Genomic DNA, 22,530 nt, shown 5'->3' with positions numbered 1-22,530 from the left:
ATTATCGAAATAACCTGTCTATGTGGGCATTGCTCACTAGACAGATTTGGCCATAACCAGCAAGCTGAGGAACCCCATGGCTTACTCATACTTTGAGAAAAAGCGAATTAGAAAGGACTTTGGTAAAAGTGTACAAGTAATGGAATATCCATTCTTGTTATCCATTCAACTCGATTCTTTCCGCAAGTTTATTGATATTGATGCAACAGGTGAAACCGGTCTAGAGGCTGCTTTTCGTTCTATTTTCCCAATTAAAGCTTATTCAGGTAGCTCAGAATTACAATATGTAAGCTATCGTTTAGGTGAACCGTTATTTGACGTGAAAGAATGTCAAATACGTGGTGTAACTTATTCTGCACCGCTGCGCGTAAAATTACGTTTAGTGGTATACGATAAAGAAGCTCCGGCAGGTACTGTAAAAGATATCAAAGAACAAGAAGTGTACATGGGCGAAATCCCGTTGATGACAGATAACGGTACTTTTGTAATTAATGGTACTGAGCGTGTTATCGTTTCACAGTTACACCGTTCTCCTGGTGTATTCTTTGATCACGATAAAGGCAAAACGCATTCATCGGGTAAAGTTTTATATAACGCACGCGTTATTCCTTACCGTGGTTCATGGTTAGATTTTGAATTCGATCCAAAAGATAACTTATTTGTTCGTATTGATAGACGTCGTAAGTTACCTGCGTCAATTATCTTACGTGCATTAGAATATTCAACAGAAGAAATCTTAGATATTTTCTATGACACAACTAACTTCACTATTAAAGGTGATAAGTTGATCATGGATTTAATCCCTGAGCGTCTTCGTGGTGAAACGGCAACATTTGATATTTCAATTAAGAAAGGTGAAGTATTAGTTGAACAAGGTCGTCGTATTACTGCTCGTCATATTCGTTCATTATCAAAAGCTAATGTTGATAAGTTAGAAGTACCAGCAGACTATATTGTTGGTCGTGTATTGTCACAAGCATACATTGACAAATCTACAGGTGAAGTGATTGCAGAAGCGAACGCTGAATTAACCTTAGAATTATTAGCTGAATTAAGCCAAGCTGGCCATAAAGTACTTTCAACTTTATACATGAACGAATTTGATGTTGGTTCATACATGTCAGACACTATCCGTGTAGATAGCTCAACGAATAAGCTTGAAGCTTTAGTTGAAATTTACCGTATGATGCGCCCAGGCGAGCCACCAACTAAAGATGCTGCTGAAGCATTATTTACTAACTTATTCTTTGCTGCTGAACGCTACGACTTATCGACCGTTGGTCGTATGAAGTTTAACCGTCGTGTTGGTAATGCTGATGATGTTGGTTCTGGTGTTTTATCTAAAGAAGACATTATCTCAGTAATGAAAACCTTAATCGACATTCGTGACGGTAAAGGTGAAGTAGATGATATTGACCATTTAGGTAACCGTCGTATTCGCTCTGTAGGTGAAATGGCTGAAAACCAATTCCGTGTTGGTCTTGTTCGTGTTGAGCGTGCGGTACGTGAACGTTTAAGTCTTGGTGACTTAGACGCAATCATGCCACAAGATTTAATTAACGCAAAACCAATTTCTGCGGCAGTGAAAGAGTTTTTTGGCTCATCACAATTGTCACAGTTTATGGATCAAAACAACCCGTTATCTGAAGTTACGCATAAACGTCGTATCTCAGCATTAGGCCCAGGTGGTTTAACGCGTGAACGTGCAGGCTTCGAAGTACGTGACGTACATCCAACTCACTATGGTCGTGTTTGTCCAATCGAAACGCCAGAGGGTCCAAACATTGGTTTGATCAACTCGCTTTCTTGTTACGCACGTACTAACGATTACGGTTTCTTAGAAACACCTTACCGTAAAGTGGTTGATGGTTTAGTTACTGACGATATTGATTACTTATCAGCAATTGAAGAGGGTAACTTTGTTATCGCTCAGGCAAATGCTGAACGTAATGATGACAATAAACTTATTCAAGATTTAGTTAACTGTCGTTTCAAAAATGAATTTACGCTGAAATCTTCAGCTGAAGTTCAATATATGGACGTATCTCCACAGCAAATTATCTCGGTAGCGGCTTCACTTATTCCGTTCTTAGAACACGATGATGCTAACCGTGCCTTAATGGGCTCGAACATGCAACGTCAAGCGGTTCCAACACTTATCGTTGATAAGCCTTTAGTTGGTACTGGTATGGAAAAAGTGGTAGCGGTAGACTCAGGTGTTACTGCGGTTGCTAAACGTGGTGGTGTTGTTACTTACGTAGATGCATCACGTATTGTTGTAAAAGTTAATGAAAATGAAATGCTTGCTGGTGAAGCAGGTATTGATATTTACAACTTAACTAAATACACACGTTCAAACCAAAATACATGTATCAACCAACGTCCAGTGTGTCGTTTAGGTGAGCCAGTAGTACGTGGCGATGTATTAGCTGATGGTCCATCAACTGACATGGGTGAGCTTGCGCTTGGTCAAAACATGCGTATAGCGTTCATGCCGTGGAATGGTTACAACTTTGAAGATTCAATGTTGTTATCTGAGCGTGTTGCCATTGAAGACAGATTTACTACTATTCACATCCAAGAATTAACGTGTATTGCGCGTGATACTAAATTGGGTAGTGAAGAAATTACTGCAGATATTCCAAACGTTGGCGAATCAGCATTATCTAAATTAGATGAAGCTGGTGTTGTTTACATTGGTGCTGAAGTAAATGGTGGCGATATCTTAGTTGGTAAAGTAACTCCTAAAGGTGAAACACAACTTACTCCAGAAGAAAAGCTATTACGTGCTATTTTTGGTGAGAAAGCGGCAGACGTTAAAGATAGCTCTTTACGTGTTCCTAACTCAGTAAAAGGTACTATCATTGATGTTCAAATCTTCACACGTGACGGCGTTGAAAAAGATGCTCGCGCTGTAGAAATTGAACAAATGCAACTTAAAGAAGTTAAGAAAGATCTTGGCGATGAATTAAGCATTTTCGAAGATGGTATTTATGCCCGTACTAAGAAGTTATTATTATCTGCAGGCTTAAACGAATCTGACTTAACGTCTATGTCTCGTGATAAGTGGTTAGTTCAAAACTTAAGCGACGAAGCGCAGCAAGCTGAATTAGAGCAAATTGCTGAGCAGTGGGATAACATCAAAGCTGACTTCGACAAGAAATTTGAAATTAAGCGTCGTAAAATCACTCAAGGTGATGACTTACAACCTGGCGTATTAAAAATTGTTAAAGTTTACTTAGCCGTTAAACGTCGTATTCAGCCAGGTGATAAAATGGCTGGTCGTCATGGTAACAAAGGTGTTATTTCAAACGTAGTACCTGTTGAAGATATGCCATACGATGAGCACGGTGTACCAGTTGATATCGTATTGAACCCATTAGGTGTTCCATCACGTATGAACATTGGTCAGATCTTAGAAACTCACTTAGGCATGGCCTGTCGTGGTGTTGGTGAAAAGATTAACCGTATGCTAGAAGCACAACAAGAAATTCACAAGCTACGTAACTTCATTCAAGATGTTTACAATGTAGGTGAATCTCGTCAAAACGTTGATGTTGCTAGTTTCTCTGATGATGAAGTTATGCGCTTAGCAGCTAACTTACGTGCAGGTTTACCAATTGCTACTCCAGCATTTGACGGTGCAGCCGAGAAAGAAATTAAAGAGTTATTCAAGCTTGCTGATATGCCAGAAAGTGGCCAGTTCGTGTTAACTGATGGCCGTACTGGTCGTGAGTTTGAGCGTCCGGTAACTGTTGGTTATATGTATATGTTAAAACTAAACCATTTAGTTGATGACAAAATGCATGCTCGTTCAACTGGTTCTTACTCATTAGTAACTCAGCAACCACTTGGTGGTAAAGCTCAGTTCGGTGGTCAGCGTTTTGGTGAAATGGAAGTATGGGCCTTAGAAGCATACGGCGCAGCTTACACGTTACAAGAAATGCTAACAGTTAAGTCTGATGATGTTAACGGTCGTACTAAGATGTATAAAAACTTAGTTGACGGTGACCATAGAATGGAGCCAGGTATTCCTGAATCATTCAACGTATTGTTGAAAGAAATCCGTTCGTTAGGTATCAACATCGAACTATCTGAAGACTAGTTACCGTAATTAGTTAGCCAGTTTAATCATAGGATTAAACTGGTAAGCGAAGAAGGCAGTAATGCCTTCTTTTCAAAGTTTAACTCCGACAGGAGAAGTGTGTGAAAGATTTACTTAAGTTTCTTAAGCAACAAAATCAAACCGAAGAGTTCGATGGTATTCGCATCGGCTTAGCGTCGCCAGACTTGGTACGTTCATGGTCATATGGTGAAGTTAAAAAGCCAGAAACCATTAACTACAGAACATTTAAGCCTGAGCGTGACGGTTTATTCTGTGCGCGTATTTTTGGACCAGTTAAAGATTACGAATGTCTTTGTGGTAAATACAAACGCTTAAAGCACCGTGGTGTTATTTGTGAGAAGTGTGGCGTAGAAGTTACCTTAACGAAAGTTCGTCGTGACCGTATGGGTCATATCGAATTAGCAAGCCCAGTTGCTCACATTTGGTTCTTAAAATCGTTACCGTCACGTATCGGTTTATTACTTGATATGACATTACGTGATATCGAGCGTGTACTTTATTTTGAATCGTACGTTGTTACCGAGCCAGGTATGACTACGTTAGAAAAAAGCCAAATTTTAACGGAAGAAGAATATCTTGACGCGTTAGAAGAGCACGGTGATGAATTTGACGCCCTTATGGGTGCTGAAGCCGTTTTAGCTTTACTACAACAAATTGATTTAGACGGCGAAGTAGCGCAAATGCGTGAAGAGTTACCTGAAATTGGTAGTGAAACTAAACGTAAAAAAATTACTAAGCGTTTAAAATTAATGGAAGCATTCGCTGCTTCAGGTAACAAGCCTGAGTGGATGATTATGAATGTTTTACCAATTTTACCGCCTGATTTACGTCCATTAGTACCGTTAGATGGTGGCCGCTTTGCGACTTCAGATCTTAACGACTTATACCGTCGTGTAATCAACCGTAACAACCGTTTAAAACGTCTTCTAGACTTAGTTGCTCCAGACATTATCGTACGTAACGAAAAGCGTATGTTACAAGAGTCTGTTGATGCACTTTTAGATAACGGTCGTCGCGGTCGTGCAATTACCGGTTCTAACAAACGTCCTCTTAAATCTCTTGCTGATATGATCAAGGGTAAACAAGGTCGTTTCCGTCAAAACTTATTAGGTAAGCGTGTAGATTACTCAGGTCGTTCTGTAATTACCGTTGGTCCTACATTGCGTTTACACCAGTGTGGTTTACCTAAGAAAATGGCATTAGAGTTATTCAAGCCATTTATTTACGGTAAATTAGAAGCGCGTGGTTTAGCGACTACTATTAAAGCAGCTAAAAAATTAGTTGAGCGTGAAGGCGCTGAAGTTTGGGATGTACTTGATGAAGTAATCCGTGAACATCCAGTAATGCTTAACCGTGCACCAACACTTCATAGATTGGGTATCCAAGCATTTGAACCTGTACTAATTGAAGGTAAAGCAATTCACCTTCACCCATTAGTTTGTGCGGCATACAACGCCGATTTCGATGGTGACCAAATGGCGGTACATGTACCGTTAACAATCGAAGCACAAATGGAAGCACGTACGTTGATGATGTCAACAAACAACGTTCTTGCACCAGCTAACGGTGAACCAATCATAGTACCATCACAAGATGTTGTATTAGGTCTTTACTACTTAACGCGTGACCGTGTTAATGGTTTAGGTGAAGGCATGGTATTTACAGATGCTAAAGAAGCAGAAAAAGCTTACCGTACTGGTGTTGCTGAGCTTCACGCTCGCGTTAAGATTCGTATTACAGAGCATGTTAAAAATGCAGATGGCGAATTAGTAGCAACAACAACGTTACGTGATACTACTATTGGTCGTGCCATTATGTGGCAAGTATGTCCTAAAGGCTTACCTTACGATTTAATCGATCAGCCGCTAGGTAAAAAGCCTATTTCTAAGCTAATTAACCATGCGTACCGTAACTTAGGTTTAAAAGCTACCGTTATCTTTGCTGACCAAATTATGTACACTGGTTTCCATTACGCGATGATTGCAGGTTGTTCTGTTGGTATCGACGATATGGTTATCCCAGATGCTAAGTACACGATCATTGAAGATTCAGAAGCAGAAGTTGCTGAAATTCAAGCGCAGTTTGACCAAGGTCTTGTAACTGCAGGTGAGAAATACAACAAAGTTATCGATATCTGGTCATCAGCGAACGAAAAAGTTTCAAAAGCGATGATGGATAACTTATCAAAAGAGCAAATTTTAAACCGTGACGGTGAAATGGAAGAGCAAGACTCTTTCAACTCTATCTTTATGATGGCCGACTCGGGTGCTCGTGGTAGTGCTGCACAGATTCGTCAGTTAGCTGGTATGCGTGGCTTGATGGCTAAACCAGATGGTTCAATCATCGAAACCCCAATCACGGCTAACTTCCGTGAAGGTCTTAACGTATTACAATACTTCATCTCAACTCACGGTGCGCGTAAAGGTCTTGCTGATACGGCACTTAAAACAGCTAACTCGGGTTACTTAACTCGTCGTTTAGTAGACGTTGCACAAGATTTAGTGGTAACTGAGCATGACTGTGGTACACACGATGGCTTATTAATGACACCATTAATTGAAGGTGGTGATGTTGTTGAACCATTACGTGAACGCGTATTAGGTCGTGTTGTTGCTGAAGATGTATTTATTCCAGGTACAGAAGAAGTTTTACTTGCCCGTAATACATTAATCGACGAAACACTTTGTGATGTAATTGAAGCTAACTCAGTTGATCAAATTAAAGTACGTTCAATCATTACTTGTAAAACTGACTTTGGTATTTGTGCTAATTGTTACGGTCGTGATTTGGCTCGTGGTCATATGATCAACCAAGGTGAAGCAATTGGTGTTGTTGCGGCACAATCAATTGGTGAACCAGGTACACAGTTAACCATGCGTACGTTCCATATCGGTGGTGCTGCATCGCGTGCTACTGCTGAAAACAGCGTACAAGTTAAAAATACTGGTCATTTGAAATTACAAAATGCTAAATTTGTAACTAACTCAGATAAGCACCTTGTTATTACTTCACGTTCATCAGAAATAACTATCATTGATGAAATGGGACGTGAGAAAGAACGTTATAAAGTACCTTACGGTTCTGTACTTTCTAAGAGTGATGGTGAAGCAGTAACTTCTGGCGATACAATCGCTAACTGGGACCCACATACTCACCCTATTATTACTGAGGTTGCAGGTAAGGTTCAATTCGTTGACTTAGTTGATGGCGTAACTATGGTTCGCCAAACAGATGAACTAACAGGTTTATCAAGTATTGTTATTACCGATGCAGCTCAACGTAACTCTACGGGTAAAGAAATGCGCCCAGCATTGAAGTTGATTGATGCTAAAGGTAAAGAAGTAATGATTGCCGGTACTGAAATTCCAGCACTTTACTATTTACCAGGTAACGCAATCGTAAACTTAGAAGATGGCGCAGACGTAAACATTGGTGATGCACTTGCTCGTATACCACAAGCAAGCTCAAAAACTCGTGATATTACCGGTGGTCTTCCTCGTGTTGCTGACTTATTTGAAGCGCGTAAGCCTAAACTTCCTGCAATTCTTGCAGAGAAAACAGGTGTTGTTGCTTTCGGTAAAGAAACTAAAGGTAAAGTGCGCTTATTGATCACTCAACCTAATGGTGAAGTTTACGAAGAGATGATTCCGAAAACACGTCAATTAAATATCTATGAAGGTGAACCAGTTATCAAAGGTGAAGTTATTGCCGATGGTCCTGAGTCTCCACACGATATCTTACGTTTACGTGGTGTTGCTCCAGTTGCTAACTACATTGTTAACGAAGTACAAGAAGTTTACCGTTTACAGGGTGTTAAGATTAACGATAAGCACATTGAAGTTATCGTACGTCAAATGATCCGTAAGTGTGAAATTCTTGATGCAGGTGACTCTGAGTTCCTTAAAGGCGAACAAGTTGAAGTGGCGCGCGTAAACATTGCGAACCGTGAACTTGAAGCTGCTGGCAAGCAACCTGCTGAATATGAAATGCAAATGATGGGTATTACTAAAGCATCATTAGCAACTGAATCATTTATTTCAGCGGCATCTTTCCAAGAGACAACACGTGTACTAACTGAAGCTGCTGTTGCAGGTAAGAAAGACGGTTTACGTGGCTTGAAAGAAAACGTAATTGTTGGTCGTTTAATTCCAGCAGGTACTGGTTATGCTTATCATCAGGAACGCGCAAAAGCAAAAGCTGCTTTTGATGCACATGAAGATACAACCGTTTCAGCTGATGACGCTGAAAAAGCATTAACCGATGCGTTAAATGCAGATTTACTTGCCGATGATGGCGAAGTAAGCCTGTAGCACTATACGTTTATATTGAGCTGTAGAGTAGTAAAACACTTGACAGCTCAATCATTGACCTATAGAATTCCGCGACCTTATATTCTGTGCTTCGTGTGCATAATAAAAGGTTTGCGGATTTTTTCGTTTATGAGCGCGTAATTCTTTTCCATTGATTTGAGATTTACGCAATAAATTTATCAAGGCTACTTTCCTTGGTAACAACTAATCAGGAGCTATAATGGCAACTATTAACCAACTAGTACGTAAACCACGTGTTAGACAGGTAACTAAAAGTAACGTTCCAGCGTTACAAGCCTGTCCACAACGTCGTGGCGTTTGTACTCGTGTGTATACTACTACACCAAAAAAACCTAACTCAGCATTACGTAAAGTTGCTCGTGTTCGTTTAACTAACGGCTTTGAAGTTACTTCTTACATCGGTGGTGAAGGTCACAACTTACAAGAGCATAGTGTTATCTTGATTCGTGGTGGTCGTGTTAAAGATTTACCAGGTGTACGTTACCACACCGTTCGTGGCGCACTAGATTGTTCTGGTGTAAGCGACAGAAGACAAGGCCGTTCTAAATACGGTGCTAAGCGACCTAAATCTTAAGTTTTCCTTTCTCTACCCTTAAGGTTAGAGTCACGAAACGTTAAGTAAGGCCAAATTAACAAATTTTTTAAATTTATATATTTTGGATTTATCCTGAATACTACGGAGAATTAAGATGCCAAGAAGACGCGTCGTAGGGCAACGTAAAATATTGCCAGATCCTAAGTTCCATAACGAACTTTTAGCAAAATTCATCAACATCCTTATGGTTGATGGTAAGAAATCTACTGCAGAAAAAATTGTATACGGTGCATTAGACATTTTAACTGAAAAGAATAGCGAAAAAACTCACTTAGAGCTTTTCGAAATTGCTTTAGATAACATCCGTCCACAAGTTGAGGTTAAATCTCGTCGTGTTGGTGGTTCTACTTATCAAGTTCCAGTTGAAGTTCGTCCAGTTCGTCGTAATGCTCTAGCCATGCGTTGGTTAGTTGATGCAGCTCGTAAACGTGGTGAAAAATCAATGGCTCAGCGCCTAGCTAACGAAATGTTAGATGCGTCTGACAGCAAAGGTTCAGCGGTTAAGAAACGTGAAGACGTTCACCGTATGGCTGAAGCTAACAAAGCATTCGCTCACTACCGCTGGTAAGATAGCAGTATTGAACGAAAGTGTTATTGGCTGTAAAGCTAATAAATGGCTAGCAAGAGTTACTCTTGCTAGCCATACTCTTTTATAGTGTTGGCTATTTAACTGGTTAATGAATAAACATTAGCTCAGCTCTATTAAGTAAATAATTGTATTAACGAATATTTACTTAATAGAACTACATAATTACTAAATTTAGTATTGAGGATATCAATTTGGCTCGTATCACCCCTATAGAGCGCTATCGTAATATCGGTATTTGTGCGCACGTAGATGCCGGTAAAACGACAACCACAGAACGCGTTTTGTTCTATACAGGCCTTTCTCATAAAATTGGTGAAGTGCATGATGGTGCAGCCACCATGGACTGGATGGAACAAGAACAAGAACGTGGTATTACTATTACGTCTGCTGCAACAACCTGTTTTTGGAAAGGAATGGAAGGTCAATTTGATGATCATCGCATCAATATTATTGATACTCCAGGACACGTTGATTTCACTATTGAAGTAGAACGTTCTTTACGTGTACTCGATGGCGCGGTATTGGTGTTATGTGGCTCCTCTGGTGTACAGCCACAAACTGAAACTGTTTGGCGACAAATGGAGAAATACGCTGTTCCTCGCATGGTTTTTGTTAATAAAATGGACCGAACAGGTGCTAACTTTTTATCGGTAGTTGAACAGTTAAAAACTCGCTTAGGTGCTAATGCAGTTCCTATGCATTTAGCGATAGGCTCAGAAGATGAGTTTGAAGGCGTTGTTGACCTCGTAAAAATGAAAGCGATCAACTGGACTGAAAGTGATCAAGGGATGACTTTTACTTATGAAGATATTCCAGCTGATATGCAAGATCTTGCCGAAGAATGGCGTGAGAACTTAGTTTCAGAAGCGGCAGAAGCCAATGATGAGTTAATGGAAAAATACCTTGAAGAAGGTGAGTTATCAGAAGCCGAGATTAAAGTAGGCTTACGTGCTCGTACATTAGCGAATGAAATAATTTTATGTAGTTGTGGTAGCGCCTTTAAGAATAAAGGCGTACAAGCAGTACTTGATGCGGTAATTGAATATTTACCATCACCAACTGAAGTTGCGGCAATCACAGGTATCAATGACGATAAAGATGAAACAGAAGGTACTCGACCTGCTGATGATAACGCGCCGTTTGCTGCGTTAGCCTTTAAAATTGCAACAGACCCTTTTGTAGGGACTTTAACTTTCTTCCGCGTTTATTCGGGAGTAGTACAAACGGGTGATAGTGTTTATAACCCGGTTAAAGGCAAAAAAGAACGCTTTGGACGTATCGTTCAAATGCATGCTAACGACAGACAAGAAATTAAAGAAGTACGTGCTGGTGATATTGCCGCTGCTATCGGTTTGAAAGATGTCACCACAGGTGATACTTTATGTGACGCAGGTCATGTAATTACATTAGAACGTATGGAATTCCCTGAACCAGTAATCTCTGTAGCAGTTGAACCTAGAACATTAGCAGCCCAAGAAAAAATGGCTATAGCGTTAGGCAAACTTGCCGCGGAAGATCCATCATTTAGAGTAACAACTGATGATGAAACAGGTCAGACTATTATTTCTGGCATGGGTGAACTACATTTAGATATTCTTGTTGAACGCATGAAACGTGAGTTTAGCGTGGAATGTAATGTAGGTAACCCTCAAGTGTCTTATCGAGAAACTATTCGTAAGACAGTTGAAGTTGAAGGAAAATTTGTACGTCAATCAGGCGGTAAAGGGCAATATGGTCATGTTTGGTTGAAGTTAGAGCCTCGTGAAGAAGGCGCTGGTTTTGAGTTCGTCAACGAAGTTGTTGGTGGCGCAGTACCTAAAGAATATATTCCTGCGGTTGAGAAGGGCTGTAAAGAGCAAATGGAAAGCGGCGTATTAGCTGGTTTTCCATTACTTGACATTAAAGCAACGCTTTATGATGGCTCTTTTCATGATGTTGACTCTAACGAAATGGCATTTAAAGTTGCCGCATCAATGGGTTTTAGAAAGGGCGTGCTTGAAGCAGACCCTGTTATTTTAGAGCCAATGATGAAAGTTGAAGTTACTACACCTGAAGCTAACATGGGTGATGTTGTTGGCGATTTAAATCGTCGTCGCGGCATGATCGATGGTATGGATGAAGGACCAGCAGGTTTGAAAATAGTAAATGCATTAGTGCCATTAGCCGAGATGTTTGGCTATGCTACTGACTTGCGTAGTGCTACGCAAGGTCGCGCATCTTACTCTATGGAGTTTCAACAATATAATGAAACTTCAAAACAAGTAGCACAAAAAATTATGGAAACTCGTTAGGGTTTTTATAAAAAAGAATATTTAATTTTTATATCTGGCAAGGTCGTTTTGACTGCGCCTTTTACTTTATTAGTAAACTAAACTTAAAGGTAATTGAAAAATGGCTAAAGAAAAATTTGAACGTAATAAACCACACGTAAACGTTGGTACTATCGGTCACGTCGATCACGGTAAAACAACTTTAACAGCCGCTATCTCTGCGGTATTAACTAAAGTTCACGGTGGTGAAGTTCGTGATTTCGCACAAATCGATAATGCTCCAGAAGAGCGTGAGCGTGGTATTACAATCAATACTTCTCACATCGAATACGATACAGAAACACGTCACTACGCACACGTAGATTGTCCTGGTCACGCCGATTACATCAAAAACATGATCACTGGTGCTGCACAAATGGATGGCGCTATCTTAGTAGTTGCTGCTACAGATGGTCCAATGCCACAAACACGTGAGCACATCTTACTTTCTCGTCAAGTTGGTGTTCCTTTCATCATCGTTTTCATGAACAAATGTGACATGGTTGACGACGAAGAATTATTAGAATTAGTAGAAATGGAAGTTCGTGAACTTCTTTCTGAATACGAATTCCCAGGTGATGACTTACCAGTAATTCAAGGTTCAGCATTAGGCGCACTTCAAGGTGAAGCGAAGTGGGAAGAAAAAGTAATCGAATTAGCTAACGCTTTAGATACTTACATTCCAGAGCCAGAGCGTGCAATCGACGGTGCATTCATCATGCCTATCGAAGACGTTTTCTCAATCTCAGGCCGTGGTACTGTTGTAACAGGTCGTGTTGAACGTGGTATTGTTAAAGTTGGTGACGAAGTAGAAGTTGTTGGTATCCGTGATACACAAAAATCAACTTGTACAGGTGTTGAAATGTTCCGTAAGCTTCTTGACGAAGGTCGTGCAGGCGAGAACTGTGGTGTACTTTTACGTGGTCTTAAGCGTGAAGACGTAGAACGTGGTCAAGTATTAGCACAACCTGGTTCAATCAACCCACATACTAAGTTTGAATCAGAAGTATACGTACTTTCTAAAGATGAAGGTGGTCGTCATACGCCATTCTTCAAAGGCTACCGTCCACAGTTCTACTTCCGTACAACGGATATTACTGGTTCAGTAGAGCTTCCAGAAGGTGTAGAAATGGTAATGCCAGGCGACAACTTGAAGTTTGTTGTTGAGCTAATCAACCCAGTAGCGATGGACGAAGGTTTACGCTTCGCAATCCGTGAAGGTGGTCGTACTGTTGGTGCTGGTGTTGTTTCTTCAATCATCGCCTAATTGATAACTAATTTACGTTAGGCTGCTGTTAGTCCTTTACTAACACTGTACCTAACAATTAGTTTATTAATACTTGTAAAAAGGTCGCTTATGCGACCTTTTTTGATCTTGTGAATACAGGTATTTTAAAGCGACAGTCATTTGGGTGTAAAAAGGGGAGTATTATGAGTTGGCAAACAACCCTGTCTTGGGAGAATGCTAAAAAACGATCAGAAATATTACAACAGATCAGAAACTTTTTTAGCGAGCGTAATGTTACTGAGGTTGAAACACCTGCACTTTCACAGGGGACGGTTACAGATGTGTATTTAGATGCCTTAAGCTGCGAATATAACTATGATGGGGATAGCTTACCTGATCAGGCTAGGTGCTTGTATTTGCAAACTTCACCTGAATTTCATATGAAGCGCTTACTTGCTTCAGGCTATGGTTGCATTTATCAAATAGCTAAGGCTTTTCGTCATGAAGAAATGGGGAGACATCATAACCCTGAATTTACCATGTTGGAATGGTATCGTGTCGGCTTTGATCATTTCAAATTAATGGCGGAAGTTGAAGCGTTACTGATTGATATTTTAGGTTGTGCCAAGCCAGTATATTTTAGTTACCAAGCGATTTTTGAAAAAGTGGTAGCTATCGACCCTCTTAATACCACTCAACAAGCTTTACTTTCTTTACTAGAGAAAAAGGGTAAGTTAAGTGATTGGTTAATTGAAGATAGCCAAAAAGATGACGATAACGATCTATTATTGCAGTTTATTTTTAGTGAAATTATAGAGCCGACGATTGGTTTGACTTCGCCATGTTTTATTTATGATTTTCCACGTTCTCAGGCTTCATTGGCAAAGATATCTACGGGTGACTCAAGAGTTGCTGAGCGCTTTGAGTGTTATTTTAAAGGGGTTGAGCTCGCGAATGGTTTCAATGAGCTAACTGACGCTAAACAGCAGCAAAGCCGATTTGAGCATGATAACTTAAAGCGAAGTACACTTGCATTAGACACGAAACCCATAGATAAAAACTTTATTGCGGCATTAGAACAAGGCTTTCCTAACTGTGCGGGAGTTGCTTTAGGTGTTGACCGTTTAGTGATGCTTGCTTTAGGCGCTGAAGATATTGCCGACGTATTAAGTTTTCCTATTTCCCGAGCGTAGGTAAAATATTTGCATTAGTTTGATATTTAGCTAATGTTATAGTGTATCAACTGTGATATTATATCAATGTTCGTAAGTGGCGAATAATTTATTCATATTGGAAAAATAATGTTAGATAGAATTGGTATAACAGCAACCTCATTATGTGCATTACATTGCATTCTTTTGCCTGTTTTATTACCCGTGTTACCCTTAATGGGTTTGAGCTTTTTAGCTGATCACACTTGGGAACATATTTTCTTATTAATGACTGCTGCATTAGGTACAGTTGCTTTATTTTCAGGTTTTAAGCGTTATCACAAAAAATTATATCCGTTTTATTTGTTATACCTTGGTGTCGCAATATACTGGATGAAGCATGACTTCTCAGAAAGCTTAGAGCCATACTTTATTTTTTCTGGCGCTAGCCTTATCATTATTGCACATTTTTTGAATATTAAGTTGTGCAATGACTGCAAGCAATGTGACGATGAATGTACAACAACAAGTGAACAGTAGAAGAAAGCTGTAAGCTGACTCTCCCTCAGTAAAGCTATTCACTTACTTCAAAATCTTTCAGCTTTCTTGTTAATGTATTTCTACCCCAGCCTAATTTTTTAGCGGCTTCTTGCTTACGTCCTTGGGTAAAAGCAAGCGCCTGTTCGAGCATTATTTTTTCAAATTCATACTGTGCTTGCTCTATTATGGCGGTTTTCCCTTGTGCTAACTCTTTATCGACCCAGCAACGTAGTGCGCTTTGCCATGAATGTTGCTGCTCAGTTGTTATTTCGGCCTTCTCAGTTAATTCATTGGGTAAATCTTCTAGTAATATTTCTTGACCGCTGGCCATGACGGTTAAAAATCGACAAGTATTTTCTAGTTGCCTTACATTACCCGGCCAGCTAAAGTTTTGTAAATGTTCAGCAGCTTTTTTGCTAACAGTTTTTACTTCAACATCTAGCTCAATTGCGGCATGCTTTAAAAAGTGGTGGGTCAATTGTGCAATATCTTCTTTGCGTTCTCTTAAACTTGGTAATTGTATTCGAATGACATTGAGGCGATGAAAAAGATCATCACGGAAGCCGCCATTTTTCACCTGCTCCTCTAGGTTTTGATGCGTAGCAGCAATAATACGGACATCAACTTTTACCGGAACATGTCCACCAACACGATAAAATTGACCATCAGATAACACCCTGAGTAATCGAGTTTGAATATCTAAAGGCATATCGCCTATTTCATCTAGAAATAGTGTACCGTTATGAGCCTGTTCAAAGCGGCCATGGCGAATAGCGTTAGCACCAGTGAATGCGCCTTTTTCATGCCCAAAAAGCTCAGATTCGATTAAGTCTTTAGGGATTGCAGCCATATTTAAAGGAATAAATGGCTCATTAGAGCGAGGACTATGTAAGTGCAGAGCGTGTGCTACTAATTCTTTACCCGTGCCAGACTCACCATTAATTAGAACGCTAATACTTGAACGTGATAGACGGCCTATTGCTCTAAATACCTCTTGCATTGCTGGCGCTTCACCAATAAGCCCTGTAGAAAGGGAGTTATTGTCTTGTTGACTTTTCTTTGCACTCTGTTCTTTAGCATGCGCTAATGCTCGCTGAGTTAAACTAATAGCATCATCAATATCAAAAGGCTTAGGTAAGTATTCAAATGCGCCTCCTTGATAAGCATTTACTGCGCTATCAAGGTCGGAGTGCGCGGTCATAATAATAACGGGAATATGCTGATATTCTTCACTGATTGTTTTTAGTAACTCCATACCGTCTATATTAGGCATGCGAATATCAGAAATGATGATATCGGGTTGACCATGATCAAGTGCAGTGAGTAAGTCATTAGCATTCTGAAAAGAGGCACAGCTAATATGTGCATTAGCGAGGGATTTTTCTAAAACCCATCGAATAGAACTGTCATCATCTACTATCCATACTTGCTCTGTGATCATTGTTATTTCTCTTCACGTGTATTGATGTCTTTCGACGCGGGCTGTTTTAGTGGTAATACAATCATAAATTCAGTATGGCCAGGTTGGCTATGGCATGAAAGTTTACCGTGATGTTGGTTAATTAGTGTTTGTGCTATTGATAGCCCTAAACCTGTGCCATTAGAGCGTCCCGAAACCATAGGGTAGAATAAAGTATCTTGAATCTTACTGGGTATGCCTGGGCCATCATCAATAATACTGATTTCAACGGCTAGCTTTACACGCTTGCCGTTAATGGTGATGTTACTTGCTATACGAGTTTTTAGAGTAATGCTATTTTCTTTATCTATAGCCTGAATAGCGTTGTTGACTATATTTAATAATGCTTGCTGTAGTTTTTCATGATCACACTCAACTAAAGGAATAGAAGGGTCATAATCGCGTTTTAAATTAACCGAAGTATCATGCGAGTAGTCTACAAGTTGGCAAACTTTCTCTAACACACTATGAATATTTTGAGCATGGATTTGAGGTAGTTGATTTGGCCCTAAAAGACGGTCAACTAGGTTGGTAAGCCTATCAGCTTGCTCAATAATCATTGAGGTGTATTCTTGCTGTTCAATGCCTATTTCTTTACTTAATAATTGGGCTGCCCCTCTAAGGCCTCCTAAGGGGTTTTTGATCTCATGGGCTAAACCTTTTATTAAGTCTCGACCGGCAATCCATTGCTGTTGTTGGAATACTTCTAAACTGATCTGTTTTTGATGGTCTATTTGTTTTAATTCAAGGAGGACATGAGGGGAGTTCTCAAACTCAACAGGTGATGCAGTTAGTTCAGCAGTAAAGCGGTGACTTTTATTTAAGGTTATTACTACATCACTATCTGTAAACTCTTGCCCAGTATTTAGTAATTGTTGTAAGCGTTTGGCATTAATGCTGGTATTGGCAAAAATTAATTCGGTGGTTGTTCCATAAAGTCGATACAAACTCTTAATTAATAAAGCCTCTGCAGCAGGGTTAACATAAACGATACGGAGTTGGTCATTTAAAATAATTACAGCAGTGATTAACTGGCTGGCGAGTGCTTGCTGGTATATTAATTTTTGCTTTTGAATATCGCTACGGTTATACATGCTTAAGCTTCCATATCGAGCTAAGTTAATGTCGCACCAATATGGTGCATTTGTTAGTTTACTAAAGAAAGGTTTTATTTGCAGCGTTATTTAATTAAATTTAAAGTTTTTGGTACGATGACTATAGGCTTGTATCTACAAGTGATTGTGTCGTAACTTTTTAAATAATAGCGCGAGTAGTGATATTAATTCACAGTAGCTCTGTGCATATAAAACGTAACTGGCTTAGACGATGCAATAATCTTGCCCTTATCATCAAGTAGTTCCATTTTAATTTTATGTTCGCCACGGTCGACATTCTGCAACGAGAATATGGCTGTTTTTTGTGGCTTTTGGTGTGGTTTATTGTCTAAATATAGTTGTACTGTGTAGCCTAATTTGAATTTAGGTATAACTGCGCCACTGACATAGAGTGAGCCCGTATTATCGCGGATGGTGGCATTGTCTTGTGGAGACTTAATAACAAGGGAGTAAGTTTCGGTGATAACTTCAGGCTTAATATCAAGTTCTTTAGTTTCAATACCAGAGGAGTTAACAATGTTAGATTGGGTCTTCTTTACCTCTTCGGCACCAGGGTGTGGAGTATCAGAAAATACTAATGCTCCTTGCTCATTGCGCCATACGTAAATTTTAGTCGTCGCTGAATATGCAGGTATTGCAAAAATAAACACTAATAATGTAAGTAGCAATAGCCTGAGTGTAAGCAATGATATGATCCTTGTGCATTAAAAATAATTCGATTGTGATGACGTAAAGTAGCAACGCCATTTAATTTAAGTATATAACTAAAACTAATACAAAAAAAATTTTCTTTATTTATCTGGTTTTACCACAATATTTGGGTAAAAAAAAAGCTCACCGAAGTGAGCTTTATCATTAAATATTTGAACGATTATACGCTGTAGTATAGTTCAAACTCTAATGGGTGAGTTGTCATGTTAACTAATTGTGACTCTTCACGCTTAATAGCAATGTATGCATCAATCATGTCTTTATCCATAACGCCACCAGCAGTTAAGAACTCATAATCTGCTTCTAAGCTTTGAAGTGCATCTTCAAGTGATGTTGCTACTTGAGGAATTGATGCTGCTTCTTCCGCTGGTAAGTCATATAAATCTTTATCCATAGCATCGCCAGGGTGGATTTTGTTTTTAATACCGTCAAGGCCAGCCATTAATAAAGCAGTAAATGCTAAGTAAGGGTTAGCTGCTGGATCAGGGAAACGAGCTTCGATACGCATTGCTTTTGGTGATGGAACAATTGGAATACGAATAGACGCTGAACGGTTACGTGCAGAGTATGCAAGCATTACTGGTGCTTCAAAATGAGGTACTAAACGTTTGTACGAGTTAGTTGAAGGGTTAGTAAATGCGTTTAATGCTTTAGCATGCTTGATGATACCACCAATGTAGTAAAGCGCCATTTCAGATAAACCGCCGTACTTATCACCAGCGAATAAGTTAACACCGTCTTTTGCTAGAGATTGGTGAACATGCATACCTGAACCATTATCGCCAACTAATGGCTTAGGCATAAAGGTAGCTGTTTTACCGTAAGCGTGAGCTACGTTATGTACAACATACTTGTAAATTTGAACTTCATCAGCTTTTTTAACCATAGTGTTAAAGCGACAAGCGATTTCATTTTGACCTGCTGTTGCTACTTCATGGTGATGCGCTTCAACAACTAAGCCCATGTCTTCCATTACTAAACACATAGCTGAACGTAAATCTTGTGATGAATCTACTGGTGACGTTGGGAAGTAGCCGCCTTTAACGCCTGGACGGTGACCCATGTTGCCTTCTTCGTACTCAGTACCTGAGTTCCAAGCTGCTTCTTTGTCATCAATTTTGTAGAAAGAACCGCTCATATCAGTACTAAAACGTACATCATCAAATAAGAAGAATTCAGGCTCTGGACCAATTAATACTGTGTCAGCAATACCTGTGCTACGTAAATATTCTTCAGCGCGTTTAGCTACAGAACGCGGGTCGCGACTGTAACCTTGCATTGTGCTTGGCTCTAAAATATCACAACGAATGTTTAATGTTACTGCTTCTGCAAATGGGTCTAAAATTGCGCTGTCTGCATCTGGCATCATCACCATGTCAGACTCATCAATGCCTTTCCAACCTTGAATTGATGAACCATCAAACATTTTTCCGTCTTCAAAGAAATCTTCATTTACTTGATGATGAGGAATAGAAACGTGTTGTTCTTTACCTTTTGAATCAGTGAAACGTAAATCAACAAATTTTACATCGTATTCTTTAATTAAATCAAAAACTGCTTGTGACATATTGTCTTTCTCCAGTGCGGTTAGTTTTGTATAAAAATATAGTTAACTGTTATATAGATAATTTATTGTTTGTTAATGAAGTATTATTTACGCCATTACATCACTATCTATGATATTGCTTTTGGTAAAGCTAAAATCATGCCAAGACTAAAACCCCCTGTTTATAGGGGATGAGTATTTCCCATCTATACTTTATGCGCCTTTTTGGTGCAATGTAGTGTGTTTACGTGTCTTTTTGGTGCGTTTTTTGTGTTGGCTATATCACTATAAGATAAATTTACATCATTTCCTCTAATTATTTACTTGTAAACATGTTAACTATGTCGAAGTAATGAAAAATATCAGAAATACTGTAGTGAATTGAGAACTACCCTAGAATATTGTTGACGATAATGGCATATTCTACAAAGCAAAATAGTCAGAGTGCCATGTACATAAATCGACTCTTATATTAGTCATGTGGAATGTGTTATGAACAAATTAACGTTAACGTCTTTGATATTTATCACAACAACTTTTTATAGTGATTGTGTATTAAGTAATGATCAAAAAATAAAAAAGACAGAGCTTACGGCAGAAGTGAAAAGTCATGCTAAACCAAAATTTGATTGGGTAAAGCTTACTTCAAATGAATGGTTAAAGGGCGATATCATCTCTATGTATGATGAAGAGCTTGAGTTTGACAGTGATAAGCTTGATTCACAAACCATTGATTGGGAAGATGTTAGTGAACTACGAAGCAAACACTGGCAAAGCATTCGCTTAGTTGATGGCACTATTGTTGATGGTTACCTCATGATGAAAGAGGGACAAGTGAGTATTGAGAGCAACGGCACGGTTAAACATTATAAGCTTAACGATATTTTGTCTATTGCTGGTTCAAGCAAAAATGAGGGCGATCTATGGGATGGCTACGCTAATTTAGGTTTTAATTTACGCCGCGGTAATACTGTTCAGCTTGATTACACTTTTAAAGCTGGCGTGCAGCGACGCAGTTCAAGCGGACGGTTTCAAACTGATTACACCGCTAACTATAGTAAATATAAAGATAAAGAAACTAACGTAGACAATATAACGGCAAATAGTCATCGACTTACATCGACTTATGACTGGTTTTTTGATCCTAAAGTATACTTTCGAGCTGTTGATTTTGAATTACTAAGTGATGAGTTTCTCAATATTGATTACCGTATACGATACGGTATTGCTATGGGTTATCACTTAATTGATAGTAGTACTATTTCATGGGACATTAATGCGGGTCCTAGTTATCAGGTAACATACTTTAAAGAAGTGCAAGCTGGCGAGAGCCGAAGCGACACTTCACTTGGCTTAACTCTAGGCACAGATTTTAGTTATGAAATCACTAGTGATATCGATTATGACTTTTCTTATGACATACAAATTGTCAGTGAAGACTCTGGTAAGTACATTCACCATGTAGAAACAGGCATCGAAATTGATCTAACTAATGATTTTGACTTAGATTTAACATTTTATGTTGATAGAACTCAAAAACCGAAAGCGGATGCTGGTGGTGTACTACCTGAGCAAAATGACTATCGTTTAGTGGTAAGTTTAGGTTATGACTTTTAAAATTTACCTGTAGATACTTTAAAAGTCCTTACTTAATCATTATGCACCGATTTATATTATTCTTTCTACTCTTTATCAGTTTTTTGCCAATTGATAATTTATCAGCACAAGAAAAAGAAACATTACCCGCATGGGAAAAACCGACACCTGTTTTTTTACAGAAACATGACTGGTTAAAGCTTAAGTCTGACGAATGGCTAAAAGGCGATATCATCTCTATGTATGATGATGAGCTTGAGTTCGATAGCGATGAGTTTGGCTTAGAAACTTTCGATTGGGAAGATGTTAGCGAACTACGTAGTCGCTATGATCAAAATATTCGTTTTGCTAATGGCGAAGTGGTTAAAGGCTTTTTAATTGTTCATAGTAATGAAGTCACTTTAATTAGTAATGGTACCGAGCGTAAATTTCCATTAAGTGAACTTATGTCAATTACATCTGCGGCAGATAGTCGACGTGAACTATGGGATGTAGAGATTAGTCTTGGCCTCGATATCAGCTCAGGTAACGTCAATCAACTAGATTACCTTTTTAGTGCTGTGGCACAAAGAAGTACTCCTTACACACGCTTCAAAACAGAAGCTACCTATAACTATAGTAAACAAACCATTAATACCAACGACCAGCCTATTATCGATGCTAGCCGTGTAACTAGCTCGCTCGATTGGTTTTACAATAGTCAAATATTTTTCCGCTTATTTGACTATGAATATATGAGTGATTTTCAGCAAAATATACAAGCACGAAATAGCTTAGGTACTAGTATAGGTTACCATGTTGTTGATAATAAACGCTTACAGTGGGATGTTACAGCAGGTCCTAGTTTTCAGATAACCTCATACGAGCAAAGCGCTGCGCAAGCCGATCAAAAAAGTGCAGTGCTAGCGTTAAGCACCTTAGTCGAATATACGGTATCAAGTCGCACTGACTTTATTTTTGACTATAGTATTCAGTTCGTTGAAGAAGAATCGGGAAAGCGGAACAGCCATTTAAAAACAGGTTTTGAATTTGAGTTCACTGATGATTTTGAACTTGACATTATGTTGTATTTTGACCGTGTCGCTCATCCCGTTGTAAGTGTTGACTCTGTAAAACCAGAGCCTAATGACTATCAACTTTATATGAGTATTGGTTACAATTTTTACTAAAGGTTAATTAAGTATTTAAACTCGTATTTTTGTTATCACAGTGCAACGTCTAATATACTGAACCT

General features: G+C 39.1%; 14 protein-coding genes. 10 read left to right on the top strand and 4 right to left on the bottom strand.

The genetic code is table 11. The features are described 5' to 3' along the window. The first annotated feature begins 76 nt into the window (after nucleotides 1–76). The 8 genes from rpoB to ABD005_RS03000 all read left to right on the top strand — a co-directional run bounded on the left by rpoB (nucleotide 77) and on the right by ABD005_RS03000 (nucleotide 14,869). The gene (gene rpoB, locus ABD005_RS03035; RefSeq protein WP_215980493.1) at nucleotides 77–4,105 is read left to right on the top strand and encodes a DNA-directed RNA polymerase subunit beta; all 4,029 of its coding nucleotides are present in this window, start codon (nucleotides 77–79) and stop codon (nucleotides 4,103–4,105) included. A 101-nt stretch (nucleotides 4,106–4,206) separates the two neighbouring features. Continuing rightward, complete coding sequence (rpoC, locus tag ABD005_RS03030) at nucleotides 4,207–8,436, top strand: DNA-directed RNA polymerase subunit beta' (RefSeq protein ID WP_343814815.1); 4,230 nt, start codon at nucleotides 4,207–4,209, stop codon at nucleotides 8,434–8,436. Nucleotides 8,437–8,656: 220 nt separating this feature from the next. Continuing rightward, nucleotides 8,657–9,031 carry a 30S ribosomal protein S12 gene (rpsL, locus tag ABD005_RS03025; RefSeq protein WP_011045492.1) on the top strand — a complete coding sequence of 125 codons (375 nt, stop codon included), beginning with the start codon at nucleotides 8,657–8,659 and terminating at the stop codon, nucleotides 9,029–9,031. Between the two features lie 115 nt (nucleotides 9,032–9,146). Next, entirely contained in the window at nucleotides 9,147–9,620 is a 474-nt protein-coding gene (rpsG, locus tag ABD005_RS03020) for a 30S ribosomal protein S7 (protein WP_215980495.1), read from the top strand. Nucleotides 9,621–9,832: 212 nt separating this feature from the next. After that, nucleotides 9,833–11,932 (top strand): elongation factor G, encoded by a 2,100-nt coding sequence (fusA, locus tag ABD005_RS03015; protein WP_215980496.1) that lies wholly within the window; start codon nucleotides 9,833–9,835, stop codon nucleotides 11,930–11,932. A 100-nt stretch (nucleotides 11,933–12,032) separates the two neighbouring features. Beyond that, nucleotides 12,033–13,217: an elongation factor Tu gene (gene tuf, locus ABD005_RS03010; RefSeq protein WP_343814806.1), complete on the top strand. Its 1,185-nt coding sequence runs from the start codon at nucleotides 12,033–12,035 to the stop codon at nucleotides 13,215–13,217. A gap of 164 nt (nucleotides 13,218–13,381) precedes the next feature. Next, nucleotides 13,382–14,371 carry an elongation factor P--(R)-beta-lysine ligase gene (epmA, locus tag ABD005_RS03005; protein WP_343814802.1) on the top strand — a complete coding sequence of 330 codons (990 nt, stop codon included), beginning with the start codon at nucleotides 13,382–13,384 and terminating at the stop codon, nucleotides 14,369–14,371. A 108-nt stretch (nucleotides 14,372–14,479) separates the two neighbouring features. Continuing rightward, nucleotides 14,480–14,869 (top strand): MerC domain-containing protein, encoded by a 390-nt coding sequence (locus tag ABD005_RS03000; protein WP_215978741.1) that lies wholly within the window; start codon nucleotides 14,480–14,482, stop codon nucleotides 14,867–14,869. Between the two features lie 34 nt (nucleotides 14,870–14,903). Here the strand turns inward: ABD005_RS03000 and glnG are convergent, their stop codons facing one another. The 4 genes from glnG to glnA all read right to left on the bottom strand — a co-directional run bounded on the left by glnG (nucleotide 14,904) and on the right by glnA (nucleotide 19,721). Continuing rightward, nucleotides 14,904–16,310, bottom strand: coding sequence for a nitrogen regulation protein NR(I) (glnG, locus tag ABD005_RS02995; RefSeq protein WP_343814798.1), 1,407 nt, complete (start codon nucleotides 16,308–16,310; stop codon nucleotides 14,904–14,906). A 2-nt stretch (nucleotides 16,311–16,312) separates the two neighbouring features. Further along, nucleotides 16,313–17,422, bottom strand: a complete 1,110-nt coding sequence (glnL, locus tag ABD005_RS02990; RefSeq protein WP_215978743.1) for a nitrogen regulation protein NR(II) — start codon at nucleotides 17,420–17,422, stop codon at nucleotides 16,313–16,315. Nucleotides 17,423–17,607: 185 nt separating this feature from the next. Then, entirely contained in the window at nucleotides 17,608–18,129 is a 522-nt protein-coding gene (locus ABD005_RS02985) for a DUF4124 domain-containing protein (protein WP_343814794.1), read from the bottom strand. Nucleotides 18,130–18,314: 185 nt separating this feature from the next. Further along, nucleotides 18,315–19,721 (bottom strand): glutamate--ammonia ligase, encoded by a 1,407-nt coding sequence (glnA, locus tag ABD005_RS02980; protein WP_215978745.1) that lies wholly within the window; start codon nucleotides 19,719–19,721, stop codon nucleotides 18,315–18,317. 471 nt (nucleotides 19,722–20,192) lie between these two features. Here glnA and ABD005_RS02975 point away from each other — a divergent pair, with 471 nt between their 5' ends. Both ABD005_RS02975 and ABD005_RS02970 read left to right on the top strand, forming a co-directional pair. Then, nucleotides 20,193–21,317, top strand: a complete 1,125-nt coding sequence (locus tag ABD005_RS02975) for a DUF481 domain-containing protein (protein WP_343814791.1) — start codon at nucleotides 20,193–20,195, stop codon at nucleotides 21,315–21,317. An 83-nt stretch (nucleotides 21,318–21,400) separates the two neighbouring features. Further along, a complete protein-coding gene (locus tag ABD005_RS02970) occupies nucleotides 21,401–22,465 on the top strand; it encodes a DUF481 domain-containing protein (RefSeq protein WP_343814789.1) in 1,065 nt (354 codons plus the stop codon). Nucleotides 22,466–22,530: the final 65 nt, after the last annotated feature.

Origin of the sequence: Colwellia asteriadis (assembly GCF_039523295.1) — a bacterium.
GTDB classification, from domain to species: Bacteria; Pseudomonadota; Gammaproteobacteria; order Enterobacterales; family Alteromonadaceae; genus Colwellia; species Colwellia asteriadis.
This window is presented reverse-complemented; position numbering and strand designations above follow the sequence as displayed.